This is a genomic window from Nocardia sp. NPDC052001, from assembly GCF_040680615.1.
Classification (GTDB): Bacteria; Actinomycetota; Actinomycetes; order Mycobacteriales; family Mycobacteriaceae; genus Nocardia.
Genome location: NZ_JBFAXC010000004.1, coordinates 737,709 through 756,711 on the forward strand (window position 1 = coordinate 737,709; position 19,003 = coordinate 756,711).

Sequence of the window (19,003 nt, forward strand, 5' to 3'; positions counted from 1 at the left end):
CACGTTCCGGGCCGGATTCCCACACGGGAACCGGCCCGGCGCCGTTTGTCCCCTAGCTGGCGCGTTACATCCCGTTCGGCGCGAATGTACTGGTCATAGGCTCGGATTCATGAAATCGATCAGTACCGATATTCAGATCGACGCCACACCGGAGCAGGTGTGGGCGGTGTTCAGTGACTTGGAGAGTTACAGCGAGTGGAATCCGTTCATTCGGGAGGCCAAGGGGACGCTCGCGGTCGGTGAGCGGCTGGAGCTGCGGATGTATCCGGTGACGGGGCGGCCCATGGGTTTCAAGCCCAAGGTGCTGGTTGCCGAGCACGCGAAAGCGGTCACCTGGAAGGGGATCGTGTTGGTGCCGGGGCTTTTCGACGGCACCCACAAGTTCACGATGCAGGCTCGGGACGGCGGAACGCGGTTCGTACAGGCGGAGGAGTTCGGCGGGGTGCTGGCTCCGTTCATGGGCGGCACCATCGCCGGCACCATCGAGAGTTTCGAGCAGTCGAACGAGGCGCTGAAGAAGCGGGTGGAACGATGACCACTGTCCAGCCATCGCTGAACGCGGCCGTGCTGAAGAGCCTGCTGCACAACGGAATCGTGCATCGTGCGCTCGCGCTGGCGGTGGCGACGATCGTGCTGATCGCCGTTCATCATCCGACCTGGGTGCCGTACGCGGTGAGCCTGTACGCCATCTGGAATGCCGTCGCCGTCACCCTGAACGCGGCGAAGGCGGCGCGGGCCGCGAAGTCGTGAGGTGCGCTCAGGCGGCGCGCCGGAAGGCGTCCGGGGTCTGCCCGGTCCAGCGCTGGAAGGCGCGCCGCAGGGTGCGATGGTCGGTGTAGCCGAGCCGTCCGGCGATGGATTGCAGCGAGAGGTCGGTCTCGCGCAGCAACCGGGTGGCACGCTCGAATCGCACCGCCTCCAACTCCTCTCGCCACGTCGTCTCGTGTTCGGCCAGCCGGCGTTGCAGGGTGCGCGGGCTCATGGCCAGCCGGTGCGCGACCTCCTCCAGCGAGGTGCCGCGGCCGTGGCTGTCCGCCAGCGCCTCCCCGATCGCACCGCGGAAGCTCTCGCGCCAATCCGGCGCGGGCCGCGCGCTGTCGATGATCGAGCGCGCGTACATCCGCATGACGCGCTGCAGCTCGGGATCGAAAGGTCTTGTGGCGGGCTCGGATTCGGCATCGAGGAAGGTGATTCGATTCCCGCCCTGACCGAAGTGGATGTTCCCGGTCCCGAACACCTCGTCGAGATGTCCGTGCCGCCGCGGCGCGGTATGCGCGAAATCCACTCGTACGGGCCGTAATCCGTCCCCGCGTGCGTCTCGCGCGCGGCGCAGTATCAATCCGAGCGCGTACTCGTTGATGGTGTTGTCCACCTCGGTGCCGGTCGAGAGGTTGTCGTGCTGCACCGTCAGCCGAGATCCGTCCTCCACCACCGCGATTCGCGCGACCGGATCGCAGATGACGCTCAGATACTCCCCCGCGTCCGCGAAACCCGCCGCGAGTGTCGGCGCTCCGGTGACCAGGTAGTCCCACACGTGCAACCGCCCTCGATCCGCCGCCGCGATGGCCCGCGCACCCCCGCCCACCGGATCAGCCGCCGCGATGAGCTCCCACACCCGCAGCAGCGATGCGGTCGGAAACCGCGTCAGATCATCATCGACCCCGGGTCCGGTCACCCCCTCGATGAAGGCCAGCTCATGCTCGGCAACCCCGGACTCCCGCGCCACACCCACCAGCAACCGCATCACATGTGACGCCACCGAATCCCTGACCACGGCGTCAGCCTACCGATCGGCCTGTTTCCCGTCCTGCCCCGAAAGTGACTGGCGCGGTGCGCTATCCGGACCCAACGCGCACCGTCCGGACCCACTGTGCGCCAGGGCACAGTGGGTTGTGCCCGCCATGTTCCACGTCGTATATTCCACGTGGAATATTTGGAGCGGAACAGGAGGCCGATATGACCGGCAAGCAGGCGAGTGCGACGCTGACGCCTTTGGCGATCGCGGTGCTCGCGCTGCTGGAAGAGAAGCCGATGCATCCGTACGAGATGTATCAACTCCTGATGACCCGGCACGAGGACGAGCTGGTGAAGATCAAACCCGGCTCGCTCTATCACACGGTGGCGCGGTTGGCGGAGCAGGAATTGGTGGTGGCCGAAGGGACAGATCGGGCCGGTAATCGCCCGGAACGAACCACCTATCGGATCAATCCGGCGGGCCGGGACAACTTGCGCGCCCGGATCACGGAAATCCTCCGTACTCCGGTAAAGGAGTACCCGATTTTTCCGCTCGCCATGGCCGAGGCGCACAATTTGCCGGTGCACGATGTGATCGCACTACTGCGTGAACGCGTCACCTGGGTGGACGGCCGAGTCGCCGAGTTCGAGGCGCTGCAGGACTGGGTCCGTTCCCGCCGGGTACCGCGGCGGTACTGGATGGTCATCGAGTTCCTGCACGTCTCGAATGTCACCGAGGCCGGTTGGCTGCGGCAGGTGATCGCCGAACTCGAATCCGGTGAACTGCCGTGGTCCGATTTCGATCCGGCGACCGGCGAGCGCATCCCGAGCTGCGATGACGATGACGACGATCGGCTCGGCGCGGACTGGGGCGCGGGCCTGAGTCAGGCGGATCTGGCAGCCGTCCGAAAGGGCGTGGCCCCCTGACAAACCGCGAAAATCAGTCCCCCACACAGACTTTCATCCCTAGATAGGAAACACATGTCCACTCAACGCAATCCGTGGCTGGCGCTATACGCGCTGGTCGTCGGGTTCTTCATGATCCTGCTGGACATGACCATCGTCGCGGTGGCCAATCCGGCGATCAAGGAGGACCTGAACGCCGATATCAACAAGGTCATCTGGGTCACCTCGGCCTATCTGCTGGCCTACGCGGTACCGCTGCTGGTGACCGGGCGGCTCGGAGATCGCTTCGGCCCCAAGAACATCTACCTGATCGGCCTGACGGTCTTCACCCTCGCCTCGCTGTGGTGCGCCATGTCGACGAGCATCGAAATGCTCATCGCGGCCCGCGCGGTGCAGGGTCTGGGCGCGGCCCTGATGACCCCGCAGACCATGGCGGTAATCACCCGCACCTTCCCGCCGGACAAGCGCGGTGCGGCCATGGGTCTGTGGGGCGGCGTCGCCGGTCTGGCGACCCTGGTCGGCCCGATCCTGGGCGGCGTGCTGGTGGACTGGCAGGGCTGGCAGTGGATCTTCTACGTGAACGTGCCGATCGGCATCATCGCGTTCGTGCTGGCGGCCTGGCTGGTGCCCGCGCTGGAGACGCACGAGCACAAGTTCGACTTCGTCGGCGTGGCACTGTCCGCGGTCGGCATGTTCCTGCTGGTCTTCGGTATCCAGGAGGGCGGCACCCGGGATTGGGACGCACTGATCTGGCTGATGATCGGCGGCGGCATCGTGGTGCTCGGCCTGTTCGTGGTCAATCAGGCGCGCAATACCGGTGAACCGCTGGTGCCGATGAGCCTGTTCAAGGATCGCAACTTCTCGCTGTCCAGCCTGGCGATCGCGGCCATGGGCGCGTCGATCACCGCGACCTTCGTGCCGTTCTACTTCTTCCTGCAGCAGGTGCACGGCATGTCGCCGACCAAGTCGGCGCTGGTGCTGGCCCCGATGGCGATTCTGACCGGTGTGTTCGCGCCGATCATCGGCAAGATCTCGGATCGGATGCCGCCGCGCGTGCTGCCGACCATCGGTTTCGCGGTGTTCGCGGCGACCATCTTCGGTTTCTCCGCGCTGATGAAGCCGGACACCTCGATTCCGCTGTTCCTGGTCATCGGCGGTATCGCCGGTATCGCCAATGCCTGCATCTGGGCGCCGCTGGCCACCACGGCCACGCACAACCTGCCGATTCAGCAGGCCGGTGCGGGCGCGGGCGTGTACAACACCACCCGTCAGGTGGGTTCGGTGCTGGGTTCGGCGGCCATCGCGGCGCTGATGTCCTCGCGGCTGTCGGCGCAGCATCTGCCCGGCGGGCCGGTGATGGAGGGCGGCGGCAGCGGTGGCGGCAAGATTCCGCCGGAGGTGCTGGACAAGATCAGCACCGCGCTCAGCCAGTCCATGATTCTGCCGGGCTGCATCCTGCTGATCGGTGTGGTGGCGTCCGCGCTGTTCGTCGGGCACGGCAAGAGCGATCACCGGCAGGCCCCGGCTCCGGAGAAGGTCGATATCGCGGGCTGAATCAGCCTGTGCGACAGGGGATCCGCATCAATAGACGAGCCCGTACAACCGGGTCCAGTCGATGCGGATCTCTATCGGCATATCTATCAGCGTCTCACCACCGGTGGGCGTGAGGCGCCGGTGCGGGCGATAGTGCCCGAGCACCAGCACGTGGGTCTGGATCGCGATCACATGATCGCGGTCCAGATACACCAGCCAGAACCACGGAATGCCCGCGAGCGCGTATTCGGCCTGTTTGTCGGCGGTGTCCACGCGTTCGGTCAGCGGTGACACCACCTCGATCGCGAGTTTCACGCGCGGTGCGGGCAGCACCCCGGAAACCGTTGGGGCGCAGGTGAACAGCGCGACGTCCGGGCGGCGCAGCGTGACCCGCGGCAGCTCCCAGAGCAGTACGTCCTTATCGGTGCCGACGTAAAGCGGACCGTCGCTGTACTGCCCCATATGCGAGATGGCGGCGACCTCGAGCATGGCGGCCAGGCGCCGGGCGGCATTGCGATGCGGCTGCGGTGCCGGATCGGCGCGCACCACATCACCGTTCACCACTTCGACGATGCGGCAGAAGTCGCGGGGTAGCTGCTTCCAGACATCGAGGGTGATCGGTTCGGGCTGCAGGTTTTCCGCCCGCGCCCACTCCAGCACTCCGGTCATATGGCGCTCCTTGATCGGGCGTCGAACGGCCTGGGCGATCGTAAACCGTGGGCGCGGGCAAAAAGGCCGTTCGGCATTTTCGCCACTCCGACACTCCGAATAACCGGTGGTTTGCGGTATTTCAGCCGATGCGCACGAACCGCGACGCGTAACCGGTCGCCCCGTCGGGCACCTCACCCGCTTGATCGGAGGTCTGCACGACGCCCGCACCGTCGGTGCTGCGCGCCCAGATGGTGTGCGGGCCGGACGTGGCGTCCCAGTCGAATGCCCATTGCCGCCAGGTGTCTATCGACGGTTCGGCGGCGAGCCGCGCGGGCTGCCATGCACCCTGGTCTATCCGCACTTCCACGGCGCTGATGCCGCGATGCTGCGCCCAGGCGACGCCCGCCACCGTCACCTTGCCCGCCGCCAGTTTGCCGCCGGCCGGGGTGTCGATGCGGGTTCCGGTCTTGATCGGGCCGCGTTCGGACCAGCCGCGCCGGGTCCAATACGCCTGTGCGCGATCGAATCTGGTGATCTCGATATCGGTCACCCATTTGGTCGCCGAGACGTAGCCGTACAGACCCGGCACCACCATGCGCACCGGATAGCCGTGCGCGGTGGGCAGCGGTTCGCCGTTCATGCCGACCGCGAGCATGGCATCGCGGCCGTCGGTGAGCGCGGCCAGCGGACTGCCCGCGGTGAAGCCGTCGATACTGCGGGACAACACCATATCGGCGTCCGGATGCGGACCCGCTTCCGCGAGAATCTCATCCAGCCGATAGCCCAGCCAGCTGGCATTGCCGATGAGATCGCCGCCCACGGGATTGGAGACGCAGGTGAGCGTCACCAGTTTCTCGATGGCCTGCCGGGAGCCGAGATCGGCGTAGTTGAGCCGGATTTCGCGATCCACCATGCCGTGGATGCGCAGCGACCAATCGTCCTTGCTGACCTGCGGGACGGTCAGCGCGGTGTCGATGCGGTAGAAATCGCTGTTCGGCGTGAGATACGAAGACAGGCCCGGGATTCGGAGATCGGCGGCCGGATCGACCGCCACCTGCGGCCCCGACGGCGGCGGCAATCGCACCTCCGCCCGCTCCCCCGAGACGTCTCGTTTCCGCAGTCCGAGAACACGTCCCACCAGACCGGCCGCCGCACCGGAGGCCACTGCGATGCCGATCCCGCGCATGACCAGTCGGCGCTCCACCGCTACATCCGGATCCGCTTCCGCGGCGGCGGTTTCCGAGCCATCGGCGGGTGCCACCGCGCCCGCGCTCGCCGCATCGAAATCCTCGATGCGCCGAATCAGGCTGCGCAGCACCGCGATTCCGGCCCACGCACCCAGGAGCGCGGGCAGCGCCCAGGTCCAGGACGCGTCCGCGCGCGTTACCGCCGCGATAACCGCCAGCAGCCCGAAGGCCGCGAAGAGCGCGGAGCCGATCGGGCGCTTCACCCGCTCGGCGAGTCCGGCCAGCCCGGCCACCAGCACCGCGACCACGCCCATCGAAATGAACAGCACCAGTTTGTCTTTGGTGCCGAAGGTGCCGATCACCCACTCGCGCACCCCATCCGGGGTGTGATCGACGATCAGCGATCCGATCGCCTGCAATGGCGTGCTGTCCGGACTGATCAGCACCGCGACGATCTCGGCAACCCCGAGGGTCACCGCGGCGGCGGCTACGCCACCGGCAATTCGAAGTTCACGACCGGCCACGAATTCGACCCTACTGCGGGATCGGGCCACCGCACCGGCCACAGAAATGACATTCCGATGACGCCGGAACTCCCCCGGTCAGCGGTATGAAAAAGGCGCTGCCCCGGAAGAATCCGGTGGCAGCGCCCAGTCCGAACGAAGATCTAGGAGTAGATCGCCTCGACGTCCTTGGCGTATTCCTTCATGACCACGTTGCGCTTGAGCGAGAGCTTCGGGGTGAGCTCGCCGCCCTCCTGGGTCCAGTCGACCGGCAGGATGCGGATCTTCTTGATCGCCTCGGCATGCGACACCAGCTTATTGGTGGCGGCCACGGCCTCGTTGATCTCCGCGACCAGCGCCGGGTTCTCGATCAGGTGCTCGATGGTGGTCTCGGGCGGAATGTTGTTGCGCTCGCGCCACTTCGGCAGCGTTTCCTGATCCAGGGTGATGAGCGCGCCGATGAACGGCTGCCCGTCGCCGACCACCATGACCTGGCTGATCAGGGGGTGCTGGCGCAGCGAATCCTCGAGCATGGCCGGGGAGACGTTCTTACCGCCCGCGGTGACCAGGATTTCCTTCTTGCGGCCGACGATGGAGATGAACCCCTTCTCATCGATCGCGCCCAGGTCACCGGTCTTGAACCAGCCGTCGGCGTCGAACGCGTCGGCGGAGGCGTCCGGGTTGTTCCAGTAGCCGGAGAATACGACCGGTCCGCGGATGAGCAGTTCGCCGTCCTCGGCGACCTTCGCGCCATGGCCCGGCAGCGGCTGGCCGACGGTGCCGACCTTGATGTTCTTGGGGGTGTTGACGCTGACGGCCGCGGTGGACTCGGTCAGGCCGTAGCCCTCGTAGATGGTGACGCCCGCGCCGCGGAAGTAATGGCCCAGGCGCGCGCCGAGGGGTCCGCCGCCGGAGACCGCGGAACCGCACTGCCCGCCCATGGCCTCGCGCAGCTTGGCGAACACCAGCTTGTCCAGCACGGTGTGCTTGAGCTTGAGTACCAGTCCGGGGCCGCCGGTCTCCAGCGATTTGCTGTAGTCGATGGCCACCTCGGTGGCGTAGTCGAAGATCTTGCCCTTGCCGCCGTCGTGCGCCTTCTGCTTCGCGCCGTTGAACACCTTCTCGAATACGCGCGGTACCGAGAGGATGAAGTTCGGCTGGTACGCGCCGAACTGGTCGACCAGCGTGGACCAGTCGGAGCTGTGCGCGACGGTGACGCCCGCGTCGAACGCGGCCAGCGCCACGGCCCGCGCGAAGACGTGCGCGAGCGGCAGGAACAGCAGCGACTTCTGGCCGGGACGCAGGAATTCGCTCATGGCGGAGCGGTCGGCGGCCGATTCGGCGTACAGGTTGGCATGCGAGAGCATGACGCCCTTGGGCCGTCCGGTGGTGCCGGAGGTGTAGATGAGGGTCGCGGGTGAGGCGGCCTTGACCTGGGCGCGGCGCTCATGCACGACGCTGTCGTCCAGCTCCGCGCCGCGGGTGGTCAGTTCGGCGATGGCATCGCTCTCGATCTGCAGCACCTCGCGCAGATCACCGAGTCCGCCTTCGATTTCGGCGATGGTGGCGCGCTGCTTCTCGTTCTGTACGACGATCGCCTTGGTGGCGGAGTCGGACAGGATCCAGCGGATCTGCTCGGCCGAGGAGCTGTCGAAGATGGCGACGGTGCAGCCGCCGGCCGCCCAGATGGCGAAGTCCAGCACGACCCACTCGTAGGAGGTGGCGGCCATGATGGCCACCCGGTCTCCGAGTTCGATTCCGGAGGCGACCAAGCCCTTGGCCACACCCGTGACGGCCTTGGCGAACTCGACCGCCGTGACGTCGTTCCAGCCGCCCTTACCATCGGGAGTGTTGAAGACGACCAGGTCCGGGGTCTTCTCCGCATGCCGGAACGCACCGTCCGACATATTGGCGCTCTCGGGGATGGTGTAGGTAGCCGGGACTTCGAACTCTCGCATCGCTGCCCTTCCACAGTGGGTTTACTCGCGGGTAATTTACGCCACGCTTACATGTCACACCCGGCAGCCCGCCCGAACCTGTTCTATCGAACTGTTCGAACGGGCTTCACAAACCGTGCAACCACTATCCTATGGAACGGGTTTGCGCAGGTCGAAGGGCTTGGCGCAGGAACTCGCCGAGTTCCCGGGTAATGCCCTCGGCGGGCGCCACCAGGGACGCCTGCAATTGGGACACGTGCCAGAGACCCTCGGTCTCGGTGAACCTGGTCTCCACGCCCGCCGCGCGCAGTTTCGCGGTGAGCCGGGTGCACTGGTCGTGCAGCAGCTCGGACTTATCGGCCTGCACATAGGTGGGCGGCAACCCGTGCAGATCGGCGAGCAGCGGCGCGTAACCGGTGTCGAGGCCGTCACCGGCACCCAGATAGGCGGCGGCACAGGCCCGCGACCACGGCTTGTTGATGACCAGATCCCGGGTGCGCTCGGGGATCTCGTTGGGATCGCCCCACGGCGCGATGAGCCCGAGCGCGGCCGGGGTCAGTCCGTGCTTATCGCGCAATCGGATCGCCAGCGCCAGCGCCAGCCCGCCACCGGCCGAATCCCCGCCCACCGCAATGCGTTCGGGCTTGTAGCCGAAGGCGATCAGCTCCAGGAACGCCGCCTCGGCATCGTCCAGAGCCGCCGGAAACGGATGCTCCGGGGCCAGGCGATAGTCGAGAACCTGTACGGGACAACCGGTTTCACGCGCCAGATAACCGGCGAGCGCCCGATGCGTGGCGGGCGAGCCGACCGTGTAACCGCCGCCGTGCAGATACAGCAGGGTGGCGCTGTCGGTGGCCGGGCCGAGCGTGACCCGCTCGGCCGGACGACCACCCAGGCGCACCTTCTCGTAATGCGTACCGCGCGGAGCCCGTTGCAACGGCGCGCCCAGATCCATCAGGGCGCGCTGCACCGAGAAGGGCAGCGTCTTGTTCAGCATGACCCGGAATACCGGATGCAGGACCGCACGCGCGAGCGGCAACGGCAGATTCAGCTGTGGCATAACCAATTCCCTACGGCAGGAAGCGCTTCTGTACGACGGCGGAGATGCGCTGGTAGTACGAGCCGGTGCTGCGCACGAACAGATCCAGCAGTTTGGCCTCCCAGCCGATCAGCACGCGGCCGTGACCGCGGGCCACGCCCTCGGTGATGGTCTGCGCGGCCATGGCGGGGGTGTGCATGGCGAGCTTCTTGTCGAACAGAGTCGCCAGGTTCTGCTGGTTCAGGCCCTCGGAGACCGTCGCGTTGCGGGCGACGGCGGTCTTGATGCCGCCGGGGTGCACGCAGGTGACCTTGACGGGCTTACCGCTCATGAGCATTTCCTGGCGCAGCGCCTCGGTGAAACCGCGCACCGCGAACTTGGCGGCGTTGTACGCGCTCTGGCCGGGCACGGCGATGAGACCGAACAGGCTGGAGATGTTCACCACGTGACCCGAACCGGATTCGATCAGGTACGGCAGGAATGCCTTGGTGCCGTTGACGACTCCGTAGAAATCGACGTCCATGATGCGGTCGATGTCCTTGAACGCGGTGTCCAGCACATCGCCGTGGTGCGCGATTCCGGCGTTGTTGTAGATCTGGTTGACCTTGCCGAAATGCTTCTTGACCTCATCGGCGTAGACCAGCACGGCCTCGCGCTCGGCCACGTTGAGCCGATCGGATTTGATCTCCACACCGAACTTCTCGCACAGCCGCACGGTTTCGGCCAGGCCCTCGGTGTCGATATCCGACAGCGCGAGTTTCGCGCCGCGGCGGGCCAGGTTCTCCGCCAGCGCGCGGCCGATGCCGGAGCCGGCGCCGGTGATCACACAGACCTTGTCCTTGAAGTAAGCATCGTTGCTCACGGTTACCACTTTCGGTTGTTCGGGCGCTGCCGGAGGTTAGGCGGCGGTCCGGGCGGAAGTTGAAGTCTCATAGGCCGATACGTCGAACTTCTGGAGCAGGCTCCGGAAGCGGAAAGTGAAGTCCGGCCAGAGCGTGGTGTTGTTGCCGTGCTTGTCCATGTACCAGGAGGCGCAGCCGCCGGTGCTCCAGACCGCGCCGCTCAGCTTCTGCTGCAGTTCGGCGTTGTATTCGTCCTGCACATCCTTGCGCACTTCGATGGTGCGCACGCCCAGGCGGTCGATGGTGGCCACGGCGTCGGCGATGTAGTTGATCTGCGATTCGATCATGAACACCATCGAGGTGTGACCCAGGCCGACGTTCGGGCCGAGCATGAAGAACATATTCGGGTAGTTGTGGATCGCCGAACCCTTGTAGCCCTGCTGACCGATGCTCTCGAAGACCTCGGCCAGGGTGCGGCCGTCGCGACCCGAAATGGTGTCGTAGGCAGGGGAATCGGTGACGTGGAAGCCGGTGGCCACCACGATGGCGTCCACTTCGCGCTCCACGCCGTCCTTGGTGACGACCGAACCGGAGCGGATCTCCTGGATGCCCTCGGTGACGACGTCGACATTGTCGCGACCCAGCGCCGGGTAGTACTCGTTCGAGATGAGCATGCGCTTGCAGCCGATGCGGAAGTTCGGCGTGACCTTCTTACGCAGCTCCGGATCCTTGACCTCGATGCGCAGCTTGGCGCGCGCCACGGTCTCCAGGATCTTCATGGCGGGCGGGAACTTGGCCAGGCCGACCACCTGGGTCTCGCGCGCGGCGTAGATGGCGGCGCGGGACAGCGCCTGCGCGCCCGGAATGTATTTGAAGGCAAGCTTTTCCGGCAGCAGGTAGGGCCGGTCCGCGCGCGGCAGCAGCCACGGGGCGGTGCGCTGGTACAGGTCCAGGTGCGCGACCTGCTTGGCGATCGACGGCACGATCTGGATGGCGGAGGCGCCGGTGCCGATGACTGCGACGCGCTTACCGGTCAGATCGGCATTGTGATCCCAGCGCGCGGAGTGGAAGATCTCGCCCTGGAAGTCGTTGATGCCCTTGATATCCGGCAGGTTCGGCTCGCACAGCGCGCCGACGGCGGAGACCAGGATATCGGCGGTGAAATCACCCTGCGAGGTCTGGATCTCCCAGCGGGCGGTGTCATTGTTCCACTGCGCGCCGGTCATATCGCAGTTGAACAGGTGCTTGTCGCGTACGTCGTACTTATCGGCGACGGACTTGATGTAGCCCTGGATCTCCGGCTGCTTGGAGAACGAGCGGGACCAGTCCGGGTTCAGCGCGAAGGAGTACGAGTACAGGTGCGAGGGCACATCGCAGGCCGCACCCGGGTAGGTGTTGTCGCGCCAGGTGCCGCCGACATCATTGCCGCGCTCGAGCACGAGATAGTCGGTGCGACCCTGCTGACTCAGCCGAATGGCCAGGCCCAGGCCGGAAAACCCGCTGCCCACGATGATGATGTGGGAATGCCGGGCGGCCCGGTTGTCGACAGCTTTGTCTGTAACCTTGCGACTCATGTACATCAGCGTAGGGTCTTATTGAGTAGGAGTCAATAGTATTGACTCACGTTCAGTAAGATTTCGCCATGACCCGAGGAGCCAAGGTGAGCAAGCCGGACGCGGGTGCCAAACGCACCCGGCTCAGCCCCGACGATCGACGCCTGCAACTCATCACCCTGGGCGCGAACATGCTGCGCGAACGATCCCTGGAGGAGGTGTCGGTCAGCGAGATCGCCGAACAGGCCGGCATCTCGCGCGGCCTGCTGTTCCACTACTTCCCCACCCTGGGCGATTTCCACCTGGCGATCATCGCCTACGCCAACGCGGAACTGCTGGAACGCACCACCCCCAATCCCGCGCTGCCGCTGGCGGAGATGCTGCGCGATTCGGTCGAACGCTATGTCGCCTACGTGGAGGAGAACCGCACCCCCTACCAGGCCCTGCTGCGCGGACCCATCAGCGCCAGTCCGGAACTGGTCGCCATGGTGAACGCGCACCGCCTCGCCCAGGTCGAGCGCATCCTGGCCGAATCCCCCATCCCCGTGGAGGATTCGGATATGCCGCGCCTGACCCTGGCGGTCCGCGGGTGGATCGCCTTCGTCGAGGAAACCACCCTGACCTGGCTCCGCGAGGCCCCCATCACCCGCGAGGCGCTGATCGACCTGCTGGTCGAATCGCTGCCCGCGCTGGCGCTCAACTCCACGCTCGCCGCCGCCCTGCTCGAGTGACGGCCAGCTCGGTAACGGGCGCGATGACCCGGGTATCGATTGCGCGCGAGGCTGTTTCGGGCCAGTAGCCGGTGACCGCGGTCGCCATGAGCGCCGCCGCGAGCGGACTGTGCGCGCGACTCAGGGTCAGAAACAGCCGTTCGGCGGGATTCCAGTCGTATTCGGGTTCCAGTGTCGACATCGGTGCCCTCCCATATCTCGTGTATCACCAGGCCACGAGAGTGCCACCGGACGAACCCGCCCCGCGCCTGAAAAATCCGGCCGCGGAGTAGATTTCAGAGAATTTTCACTCCAGCTCCGCGTAGTTCCGCAAACCTTCGAGATCACGCACCACGACATGCCTGTTGCGCAGGCAGACCAGCCCCTTCAGTTGCATTCGCTTCATGGCCAGCCCGACCGCGTCCTCACCCGCGCCGATGAGATTCCCGAGCTCCTCATAGGAGAGCCGCACGGTGATCTCCACGCCGGATTCGCTGGGGCGGCCGTAGGATTCGGCGAATTCCACCAGTAACCGGGCCAGACAGCGCCGCACCGGCCAGCCACCGAAATCCAGCCGCCGCTGATCCGACCACGCCAGCCGATCGGCCAGCGTGCGGCACAGCGTCTGCCAGCCGTCCGGATGCTCGTTGAGAAACGACAGGAACATATTTCCCGGAATGCAGTGCGCGATCGTCGCCGTGCAGACGGTCGCGGTGGCCGAGCGCACCGAATTCGGTGTCAGCGCGCCCAATTCCCCGATCACATCGCCGCTCACCCGAATGACGAACAGCGTCCCGGCGTCCGCGGTGATCTTCACGCACGCCGATACGCTCGTATCGCGCGAGCGCAGCACGTACACGGTGTTCCCCGGATCCCCCTGCCGCATCAGCAATGTCCCCGGTTTGCAGTACCGCTCATGCCCCAGCCCGAGCAACTCCCGCCGCGAGCGCGGACTCAACCGCGCCAGCAACGTGTTCTCCGGCCACGGCCAAGAATCCAAATCGACCATCGAATCCAAATCCGCCTAGTTGGAATCGTCCCCGAAACTCAACGGTAAGCGAGCTTTCCGGGAACGGAACCGCAACTCACATCACAATCGGCGATACCTGCGGCGGATTCGGCGGCCCGATCCGGATTCAGAGCGCGTGCGCGTCCAGCCAGGTGCGGGCCAGGTCCGCGGGGACCGCGCCGTTATCGCGGATCTGGCGGAGCATATCGGCGAGGTCGACGGTGGTGAGTTCGCCTGCGACATAGTTGAGTTTGCGGAGCTGGGTCGATGTCAAGGCGGCCTTACGGATCACCGGGACCACCATGGCGGAGCGGAAGGCGTAGGACGGGTCGGCCAGGGCGGTCAGGTCCGCACCGCCGCCGGGGAGGTAGGACGGCGGGCCGGACAGCACCGCCAGCTGGATTTCACCGGTGGACAGTGCTTTTCGAGCGTCCTCGGCGGTGCGGAAGGTGACCGGGTGCGCGACGGCGCAGCCGTAGACCGCTTCGAGGGGAGCGAGCACATCGCGCTGCGGATCCAGCGGCGCGCGCATCGGATCCAGCGCGGGGCCGGTGGCGATGCCGATGGTCAGCTCGGGACAGCGCGGGGCCAGCTCCTTCAGCGACGACGGGTAGACCTCGGTGCGGGTGGCATCGGCCACGACGACCGGGCGCAGATCGGTGCCGTCGGCCGGATCGCCGACCGTGAGCCCTTCGGGCAGAGCGGCATTGAGCGCCTTGACCACATCGTCGGGCTTGTTCGCCGTCGAGGTGGAATCGAGCGCGGTGAGCAGATCACCGGTCACATCGGCGACCGCTACGACGGTGCCCGCGTCGAGCGCGGCGAGCTGACCCGGGCGCGCGCCCAGACCACGGTGCACGGCGGTGCGCGCGCCGGTGCGCCCGAGTGCGTTCGCATAGATCTCGGCGAGCAGACCCGACTGCGCCGAATCACCCGCGCCGATGGTCAGCGCGGGCGCGTCGTCGGTACCGCACGCGAGGGTTGCCAGTGCCACCGTGACCGCCAGCGCGGTGGACAGCAGGGCTCGCCGGGGGGCGCGGGAATCCGTTCTGCCGAACATTCGCAACAGTCTGCCGCGCGCCGGGCGCGAACTCCGGATCGGGTGGCCCCGAGCGTGTCTCACCAGCCGATATCGGAAATCGTGCCGCGGCACACGGAGAAACCAACCCGAGGTAGGCAACGTTCGCGCGGCAAACCGGGCAGTATGAACACTCAGGTTGGTTCCCCCGACGCGATCCGCACGGGGAATCCGAATGGCCTCGCTCGGAAGGACGACAGTGCATTCGCTAATCTCCACGCGCGCCGGCGGCAGGCGCACAGCCCGCACCGTGCTACGTATCCTCGCCGCGGCCGTCGCGCTCGCAGCGGCCATGGCCGCATCCGCCTGCGGCGGCGACTCCAATCCACTCGGCGGCAAGAGCGACTGCGGGGGCGGCACCGATACCCTCACCGTCGGCTCGGCCAACTTCCCGGAATCCGAAACCGTCGCGGACGTGTATGCGGAAGCATTGCGCGCCAACGGTTTCCAGATCACCACCAAGCTGAATATCGGCAGCCGCGAGGCGTACGTGCCCGCGCTGCGCGAATGCGCGATCAGCCTGATCCCCGACTACACCGGCAACCTGCTGCAGTACCTGGACAAATCGTCCACGGCCACCGCGCCCGCCGATGTGAACACCGCTCTCACCAAGGCGCTCGGCACCGAGCTCGGTATCGCAACCCCCGCTCCCGGTGAGGATTCCGACGCCGTCGTGGTCACCGGCGCCACCGCCGAACGCTGGAATCTCAAGTCCATCGGCGATCTCGCCCCGCATTCGTCCGAGGTCAGCTTCGCCGCGCCCGCCGAATTCGCCGAGCGCCCAGGCGGTCTCCCCGGCCTGAAGAAGGTCTACAACCTCGATATCGCGCCCGCCAAGTTCAAGGCCATCGCCGACGGCGGCGGCCCGGCCACGGTGCGCGCACTCACCGACGGTCAGGTGACCGCCGCCGACATCTTCACCACCTCGCCGTCCATCGCCGCCAATAACCTGGTGGTACTTGCCGATCCGCTGCACAACTTCGCCGCACAGAACGTGGTGCCGCTGTTCAACACCGCCAAGAAGAGCGACAAGCTGATCGCCGTCCTCGATGCCGTCTCGACCAAACTCACCACCGCCGAACTGATCGGGCTCAATACCGCGGTCTCCGGCAGCGCCAAAACCGAACCCGCCGCGGCCGCGAAGGCGTGGGTGCAGGCGCAGGGGCTGAACAAGCCGATCGGCTGATAGGGGAAATACGGTGTCCGACATCGAATTCAGCGGGGTCAGCAAGACCTACCCGGGCGGGACAGTGGCCGTCCACGATTTCGACCTGCGCATCGAATCGGGGTCGTTCACCGTATTCGTCGGTCCCTCCGGCGGCGGCAAGACCACCGCCATGCGGATGATCAACCGCATGATCACTCCCACCACCGGCACCATAACCGTTGCCGGACAAGATATTTCGACGATCAACCCGGTACAGCTGCGACTCGGCATCGGATACGTCATCCAGAACGCCGGACTGCTGCCGCACCGCACCGTGCTCGACAATGTGGCCACCGTCCCGGTGCTGCGCGGCGCTTCCCGTCGCGCGGCCCGCAAGGCGGCGCTCGAGGTGCTGGACCGGGTCGGACTGGATCGGGAACTGGCGCAACGCTATCCGGCACAGCTGTCCGGCGGTCAGCAGCAGCGCGTCGGCGTGGCCCGGGCGCTGGCGGCCGATCCGCCCATTCTGCTGATGGATGAACCGTTCAGCGCCGTCGACCCGGTCGTGCGCACCGAACTCCAGGCCGAGATGCGGCGACTGCAGGCCGAACTGCACAAGACCATCGTCTTCGTCACGCACGATATCGACGAGGCCATCCGACTCGGTGACCGCGTCGCCGTCTTCGGCGCGGGCGGGCGACTACAGCAGTACGACGAGCCGCAGCGCGTACTCTCGCAGCCCGCAACGGATTTCGTCGCCGGCTTCGTCGGGCGCGATCGCGGTTATCGAGAACTGTCGTTCCGCAGCGCCGCCGCGGTACCACTGCACGAACTCGCCACCATCACCCCCGAGGAAGTCACCGGGGTACGTCTGAGCAAGGGCGAATGGCGGCTCGTCATCGATCCGGAACGGCGTCCGCTCGGCTGGATCGACACCACCGGCGTCGAGGCCGTGCGCGCCGGACAGCCGCTGCAGAGCAATATGGCGGCGGGCGGCTCGCTGTACCCGCCGGACGGTGATCTGCGCCAGGCATTGGACGCCGCCATCTCCTCACCCTCGGAAATCGGTGTGGCGGTGCAGGATTCCGGCGCGGTGCGCGGGGCCATCCTGGCCGCGGATGTGCTGGAACAACTCTCGAACCAGCGCGCCGCCGAAGACGCCGAACGCAATCGCGCCTTCTTCGAGGAGGAGGCGGCCAAGTGAGGTATCTCCTCGACAATTTCGCGGAGATCGCCGGATACGCCCGCACCCACCTGTATTTGGCGCTGCTGCCGCTGCTCATCGGACTGCTCATCGCGATACCGGCCGGAGCGCTCGCGCACCGGGCGCGCTGGCTGCGCCGCGTCACCACCACCGCGGCGGGCATCGCGTACACGATTCCGTCGCTTGCGCTGTTCGTGATCCTGCCGCCACTGATCGGCATCTCGGTCATCGATCCGCTGAATGTGGTTATCGCACTGACCATCTACTCGGTCGCACTGCTGGTGACCGCGGTGCCCGCCGCCCTGGATTCGGTGCCCGCCGAAGTCCTCGACGCCGCCGACGCCATCGGCTACACCCGGCTGCGCCGCACCCTCACCGTCGACCTCCCGCTCGCCCTACCGGTTTTCGTGGCCAACCTGCGCGTGGTCGCCGTCACCAATATCTCCATGGTGACCGTCGGCGCGCTGATCGGCGTCGGCGGACTCGGCAAACTCTTCACCCAGGGCTATCAGCGCGACTACCCCGATGAGATCGTCGCGGGCATCATCGTGGTGCTGGTGCTGGCGCTCGTCATGGATCGACTGCTGTATGTGCTCGGCCGACTCGCCACCCCGTGGCTGCGCACCGGCGGACGCATCCGCCGCGCGAAAGGCATTGCGGCATGAACCTTTTCCTCGACGCCTGGCATTACCTGAGCACCGGCTCGAACTGGTCCGGTCCCACCGGCATCGGTAAGCGCATCGCCGAACACCTCTGGTACAGCCTGCTCGCGGTCGGCCTGTCGGTGGCCGTCGCACTGCCCATCGGGCTGGCGGTCGGGCACACCCGGCGCGGATCGGCGCTGATCGTCGGCTTCGCCAATGCCATGCGCGCCCTGCCTACCCTGGGCCTGCTCACCTTCGTGGTGCTGCTACTCGGTCTCGGACTGTTCCCGCCGATTCTCGCACTGCTCACCGTCGGCATTCCGCCGCTGCTGGCGGGCACCTACGCCGGAATCGCGAATGTCGATCCGGTCGTGGTCGACGCCTCACGAGCCATGGGCATGACCGAACGCCAGGTGCTGTTCCGGGTGGAGTTGCCCAACGCGCTGCCGGTCCTGCTCACCGGGCTGCGCGCGGCCACCCTGCAGGTGGTCGCGACGGCCACCATCGCCGCCTATGTGAACCTGGGTGGACTGGGCCGCTACATCTTCGACGGCATCGGGCTCTACAAATACGATCGCGTACTCGTCGGCGCGATTCTGGTGGCGGCGCTCGCGCTGGCCCTGGACGCGGTGCTGGCCTTCGCGGTGTGGCTGTCGGCCCCCGGCACCGGCCGATTGCGCCGCACGCCACCGCCCGTCACGGCGGCCGCACAACCGATCAGCTGACCGGTCGCGCATTGACCTCCGGTGTGACTTGGGACACGATGGCAGATGGCCCGAAGCACCATCCACTCTTCAGGAGGTCTGCGTGAAAGCCATGAAAGCCCGCGACATCATGCACCGCACGGCGGAATGCATTCCGGCGGACGAAACCCTCGACCGCGCCGCGCAAATGATGCGCAATATGGATGTCGGCGCACTCCCCATCTGCAATAACGACCGCTTGATCGGCATGCTCACCGATCGTGACATCGTCGTCCGCTGCATTGCCGAGGGCCACGACCCCTCCCGGGTCCGCGCCGGCGACCTCGCCCAGGGCACACCCCGCTGGGTCGACGCCGACACCGACGTCTCCGCGGTGCTCGACATGATGGAACAGAACCAGATCAAGCGCCTCCCCGTCATCGACGTCGCCAACGGCAAACGCCTCATCGGCATGATCTGCGAATCCGACCTCGCCAAGAACGTCACCGATAAGCAGCTCGCCGAATTCGTGGCCGCGGTCTCCATCCCGCACTAGTGCTCGGAGGGGGTACGCACGGCGGTGGAATCCCGCCATGAGTACCCCTCGATCGCCATCGCCAGCTGATTCACAGGGAGCGGCTGG

General features: G+C 66.4%; 20 protein-coding genes. 10 read left to right on the forward strand and 10 right to left on the reverse strand.

Annotated elements, in window-relative coordinates:
* Positions 1-109 precede the first annotated feature (109 nt).
* Together AB0L82_RS23455 and AB0L82_RS23460 are read left to right on the forward strand one after the other, a co-directional pair.
* Positions 110-535, forward strand: coding sequence for an SRPBCC domain-containing protein (locus tag AB0L82_RS23455; RefSeq protein ID WP_364639867.1), 426 nt, complete (start codon positions 110-112; stop codon positions 533-535).
* Entirely contained in the window at positions 532-750 is a 219-nt protein-coding gene (locus AB0L82_RS23460; RefSeq protein WP_364639870.1) for a hypothetical protein, read from the forward strand. Before AB0L82_RS23455 ends, AB0L82_RS23460 begins: the two co-directional genes overlap by 4 nt.
* Positions 751-757: 7 nt before the next feature.
* Here the strand turns inward: AB0L82_RS23460 and AB0L82_RS23465 are convergent, their stop codons facing one another.
* Positions 758-1,774, reverse strand: coding sequence for a helix-turn-helix domain-containing protein (locus AB0L82_RS23465; protein ID WP_364639873.1), 1,017 nt, complete (start codon positions 1,772-1,774; stop codon positions 758-760).
* Positions 1,775-1,956: 182 nt separating this feature from the next.
* Here AB0L82_RS23465 and AB0L82_RS23470 point away from each other — a divergent pair, with 182 nt between their 5' ends.
* Both AB0L82_RS23470 and AB0L82_RS23475 read left to right on the forward strand, forming a co-directional pair.
* On the forward strand, positions 1,957-2,661 hold the full coding sequence (locus AB0L82_RS23470) for a PadR family transcriptional regulator (RefSeq protein ID WP_364639876.1): 705 nt from the start codon (positions 1,957-1,959) through the stop codon (positions 2,659-2,661).
* Positions 2,662-2,715: 54 nt separating this feature from the next.
* Positions 2,716-4,194, forward strand: a complete 1,479-nt coding sequence (locus AB0L82_RS23475; protein ID WP_364639879.1) for a DHA2 family efflux MFS transporter permease subunit — start codon at positions 2,716-2,718, stop codon at positions 4,192-4,194.
* A gap of 27 nt (positions 4,195-4,221) precedes the next feature.
* Here the strand turns inward: AB0L82_RS23475 and AB0L82_RS23480 are convergent, their stop codons facing one another.
* The 6 genes from AB0L82_RS23480 to AB0L82_RS23505 all read right to left on the reverse strand — a co-directional run bounded on the left by AB0L82_RS23480 (position 4,222) and on the right by AB0L82_RS23505 (position 11,906).
* Positions 4,222-4,842: a Uma2 family endonuclease gene (locus AB0L82_RS23480; protein ID WP_364639882.1), complete on the reverse strand. Its 621-nt coding sequence runs from the start codon at positions 4,840-4,842 to the stop codon at positions 4,222-4,224.
* 121 nt (positions 4,843-4,963) lie between these two features.
* On the reverse strand, positions 4,964-6,535 hold the full coding sequence (locus AB0L82_RS23485; protein WP_364639885.1) for a molybdopterin-dependent oxidoreductase: 1,572 nt from the start codon (positions 6,533-6,535) through the stop codon (positions 4,964-4,966).
* Positions 6,536-6,678: 143 nt separating this feature from the next.
* Positions 6,679-8,472 carry a long-chain fatty acid--CoA ligase gene (locus AB0L82_RS23490; RefSeq protein ID WP_364639887.1) on the reverse strand — a complete coding sequence of 598 codons (1,794 nt, stop codon included), beginning with the start codon at positions 8,470-8,472 and terminating at the stop codon, positions 6,679-6,681.
* Between the two features lie 124 nt (positions 8,473-8,596).
* Positions 8,597-9,511 carry an alpha/beta hydrolase gene (locus AB0L82_RS23495; RefSeq protein WP_364639889.1) on the reverse strand — a complete coding sequence of 305 codons (915 nt, stop codon included), beginning with the start codon at positions 9,509-9,511 and terminating at the stop codon, positions 8,597-8,599.
* 10 nt (positions 9,512-9,521) lie between these two features.
* A complete protein-coding gene (locus AB0L82_RS23500; protein WP_364639892.1) occupies positions 9,522-10,352 on the reverse strand; it encodes an SDR family NAD(P)-dependent oxidoreductase in 831 nt (276 codons plus the stop codon).
* 36 nt (positions 10,353-10,388) lie between these two features.
* Positions 10,389-11,906 carry an NAD(P)/FAD-dependent oxidoreductase gene (locus AB0L82_RS23505; RefSeq protein ID WP_364639894.1) on the reverse strand — a complete coding sequence of 506 codons (1,518 nt, stop codon included), beginning with the start codon at positions 11,904-11,906 and terminating at the stop codon, positions 10,389-10,391.
* Between the two features lie 68 nt (positions 11,907-11,974).
* On the opposite strand from AB0L82_RS23505, the gene AB0L82_RS23510 reads away from it, so the two are divergent.
* Entirely contained in the window at positions 11,975-12,616 is a 642-nt protein-coding gene (locus AB0L82_RS23510) for a TetR/AcrR family transcriptional regulator (RefSeq protein WP_364639897.1), read from the forward strand.
* Here the strand turns inward: AB0L82_RS23510 and AB0L82_RS23515 are convergent.
* The 3 genes from AB0L82_RS23515 to AB0L82_RS23525 form a co-directional block, all read right to left on the reverse strand.
* On the reverse strand, positions 12,582-12,797 hold the full coding sequence (locus AB0L82_RS23515; protein WP_364639900.1) for a hypothetical protein: 216 nt from the start codon (positions 12,795-12,797) through the stop codon (positions 12,582-12,584). The two genes, AB0L82_RS23510 and AB0L82_RS23515, sit on opposite strands and share 35 nt — an antisense overlap.
* Before the next feature lie 105 nt (positions 12,798-12,902).
* Entirely contained in the window at positions 12,903-13,604 is a 702-nt protein-coding gene (locus tag AB0L82_RS23520) for a Crp/Fnr family transcriptional regulator (protein WP_364639903.1), read from the reverse strand.
* A gap of 127 nt (positions 13,605-13,731) precedes the next feature.
* Positions 13,732-14,664 (reverse strand): glycine betaine ABC transporter substrate-binding protein, encoded by a 933-nt coding sequence (locus AB0L82_RS23525; protein ID WP_364639906.1) that lies wholly within the window; start codon positions 14,662-14,664, stop codon positions 13,732-13,734.
* Positions 14,665-14,974: 310 nt separating this feature from the next.
* Here AB0L82_RS23525 and AB0L82_RS23530 point away from each other — a divergent pair, with 310 nt between their 5' ends.
* From AB0L82_RS23530 to AB0L82_RS23550, 5 genes are all read left to right on the forward strand, one after another.
* Positions 14,975-15,868 carry an ABC transporter substrate-binding protein gene (locus AB0L82_RS23530; RefSeq protein WP_364640494.1) on the forward strand — a complete coding sequence of 298 codons (894 nt, stop codon included), beginning with the start codon at positions 14,975-14,977 and terminating at the stop codon, positions 15,866-15,868.
* A gap of 13 nt (positions 15,869-15,881) precedes the next feature.
* Positions 15,882-17,033 carry an ATP-binding cassette domain-containing protein gene (locus AB0L82_RS23535; RefSeq protein WP_364639909.1) on the forward strand — a complete coding sequence of 384 codons (1,152 nt, stop codon included), beginning with the start codon at positions 15,882-15,884 and terminating at the stop codon, positions 17,031-17,033.
* The gene (locus tag AB0L82_RS23540) at positions 17,030-17,698 is read left to right on the forward strand and encodes an ABC transporter permease (protein WP_364639912.1); all 669 of its coding nucleotides are present in this window, start codon (positions 17,030-17,032) and stop codon (positions 17,696-17,698) included. Before AB0L82_RS23535 ends, AB0L82_RS23540 begins: the two co-directional genes overlap by 4 nt.
* The gene (locus AB0L82_RS23545; protein WP_364639915.1) at positions 17,695-18,402 is read left to right on the forward strand and encodes an ABC transporter permease; all 708 of its coding nucleotides are present in this window, start codon (positions 17,695-17,697) and stop codon (positions 18,400-18,402) included. The genes AB0L82_RS23540 and AB0L82_RS23545 overlap by 4 nt, the downstream gene beginning before the upstream one ends.
* A 91-nt stretch (positions 18,403-18,493) precedes the next feature.
* Positions 18,494-18,916 carry a CBS domain-containing protein gene (locus AB0L82_RS23550; protein WP_364640497.1) on the forward strand — a complete coding sequence of 141 codons (423 nt, stop codon included), beginning with the start codon at positions 18,494-18,496 and terminating at the stop codon, positions 18,914-18,916.
* Positions 18,917-19,003 lie beyond the last annotated feature (87 nt).

What these genes read in the sequence shown, in the direction of transcription:
- AB0L82_RS23455 (WP_364639867.1), top strand. Translation starts at nt 110, where the DNA reads ATGAAATCGATCAGTACCGATATTCAGATCGACGCCACACCGGAGCAG.
- AB0L82_RS23460 (WP_364639870.1), top strand. Translation starts at nt 532, where the DNA reads ATGACCACTGTCCAGCCATCGCTGAACGCGGCCGTGCTGAAGAGCCTG.
- AB0L82_RS23470 (WP_364639876.1), top strand. Translation starts at nt 1,957, where the DNA reads ATGACCGGCAAGCAGGCGAGTGCGACGCTGACGCCTTTGGCGATCGCG.
- AB0L82_RS23475 (WP_364639879.1), top strand. Translation starts at nt 2,716, where the DNA reads ATGTCCACTCAACGCAATCCGTGGCTGGCGCTATACGCGCTGGTCGTC.
- AB0L82_RS23480 (WP_364639882.1), bottom strand. Translation starts at nt 4,842, where the DNA reads ATGACCGGAGTGCTGGAGTGGGCGCGGGCGGAAAACCTGCAGCCCGAA.
- AB0L82_RS23490 (WP_364639887.1), bottom strand. Translation starts at nt 8,472, where the DNA reads ATGCGAGAGTTCGAAGTCCCGGCTACCTACACCATCCCCGAGAGCGCC.
- AB0L82_RS23495 (WP_364639889.1), bottom strand. Translation starts at nt 9,511, where the DNA reads ATGCCACAGCTGAATCTGCCGTTGCCGCTCGCGCGTGCGGTCCTGCAT.
- AB0L82_RS23505 (WP_364639894.1), bottom strand. Translation starts at nt 11,906, where the DNA reads ATGAGTCGCAAGGTTACAGACAAAGCTGTCGACAACCGGGCCGCCCGG.
- AB0L82_RS23510 (WP_364639897.1), top strand. Translation starts at nt 11,975, where the DNA reads ATGACCCGAGGAGCCAAGGTGAGCAAGCCGGACGCGGGTGCCAAACGC.
- AB0L82_RS23515 (WP_364639900.1), bottom strand. Translation starts at nt 12,797, where the DNA reads ATGTCGACACTGGAACCCGAATACGACTGGAATCCCGCCGAACGGCTG.
- AB0L82_RS23520 (WP_364639903.1), bottom strand. Translation starts at nt 13,604, where the DNA reads ATGGTCGATTTGGATTCTTGGCCGTGGCCGGAGAACACGTTGCTGGCG.
- AB0L82_RS23525 (WP_364639906.1), bottom strand. Translation starts at nt 14,664, where the DNA reads ATGTTCGGCAGAACGGATTCCCGCGCCCCCCGGCGAGCCCTGCTGTCC.
- AB0L82_RS23530 (WP_364640494.1), top strand. Translation starts at nt 14,975, where the DNA reads ATGGCCGCATCCGCCTGCGGCGGCGACTCCAATCCACTCGGCGGCAAG.
- AB0L82_RS23545 (WP_364639915.1), top strand. Translation starts at nt 17,695, where the DNA reads ATGAACCTTTTCCTCGACGCCTGGCATTACCTGAGCACCGGCTCGAAC.
- AB0L82_RS23550 (WP_364640497.1), top strand. Translation starts at nt 18,494, where the DNA reads ATGAAAGCCCGCGACATCATGCACCGCACGGCGGAATGCATTCCGGCG.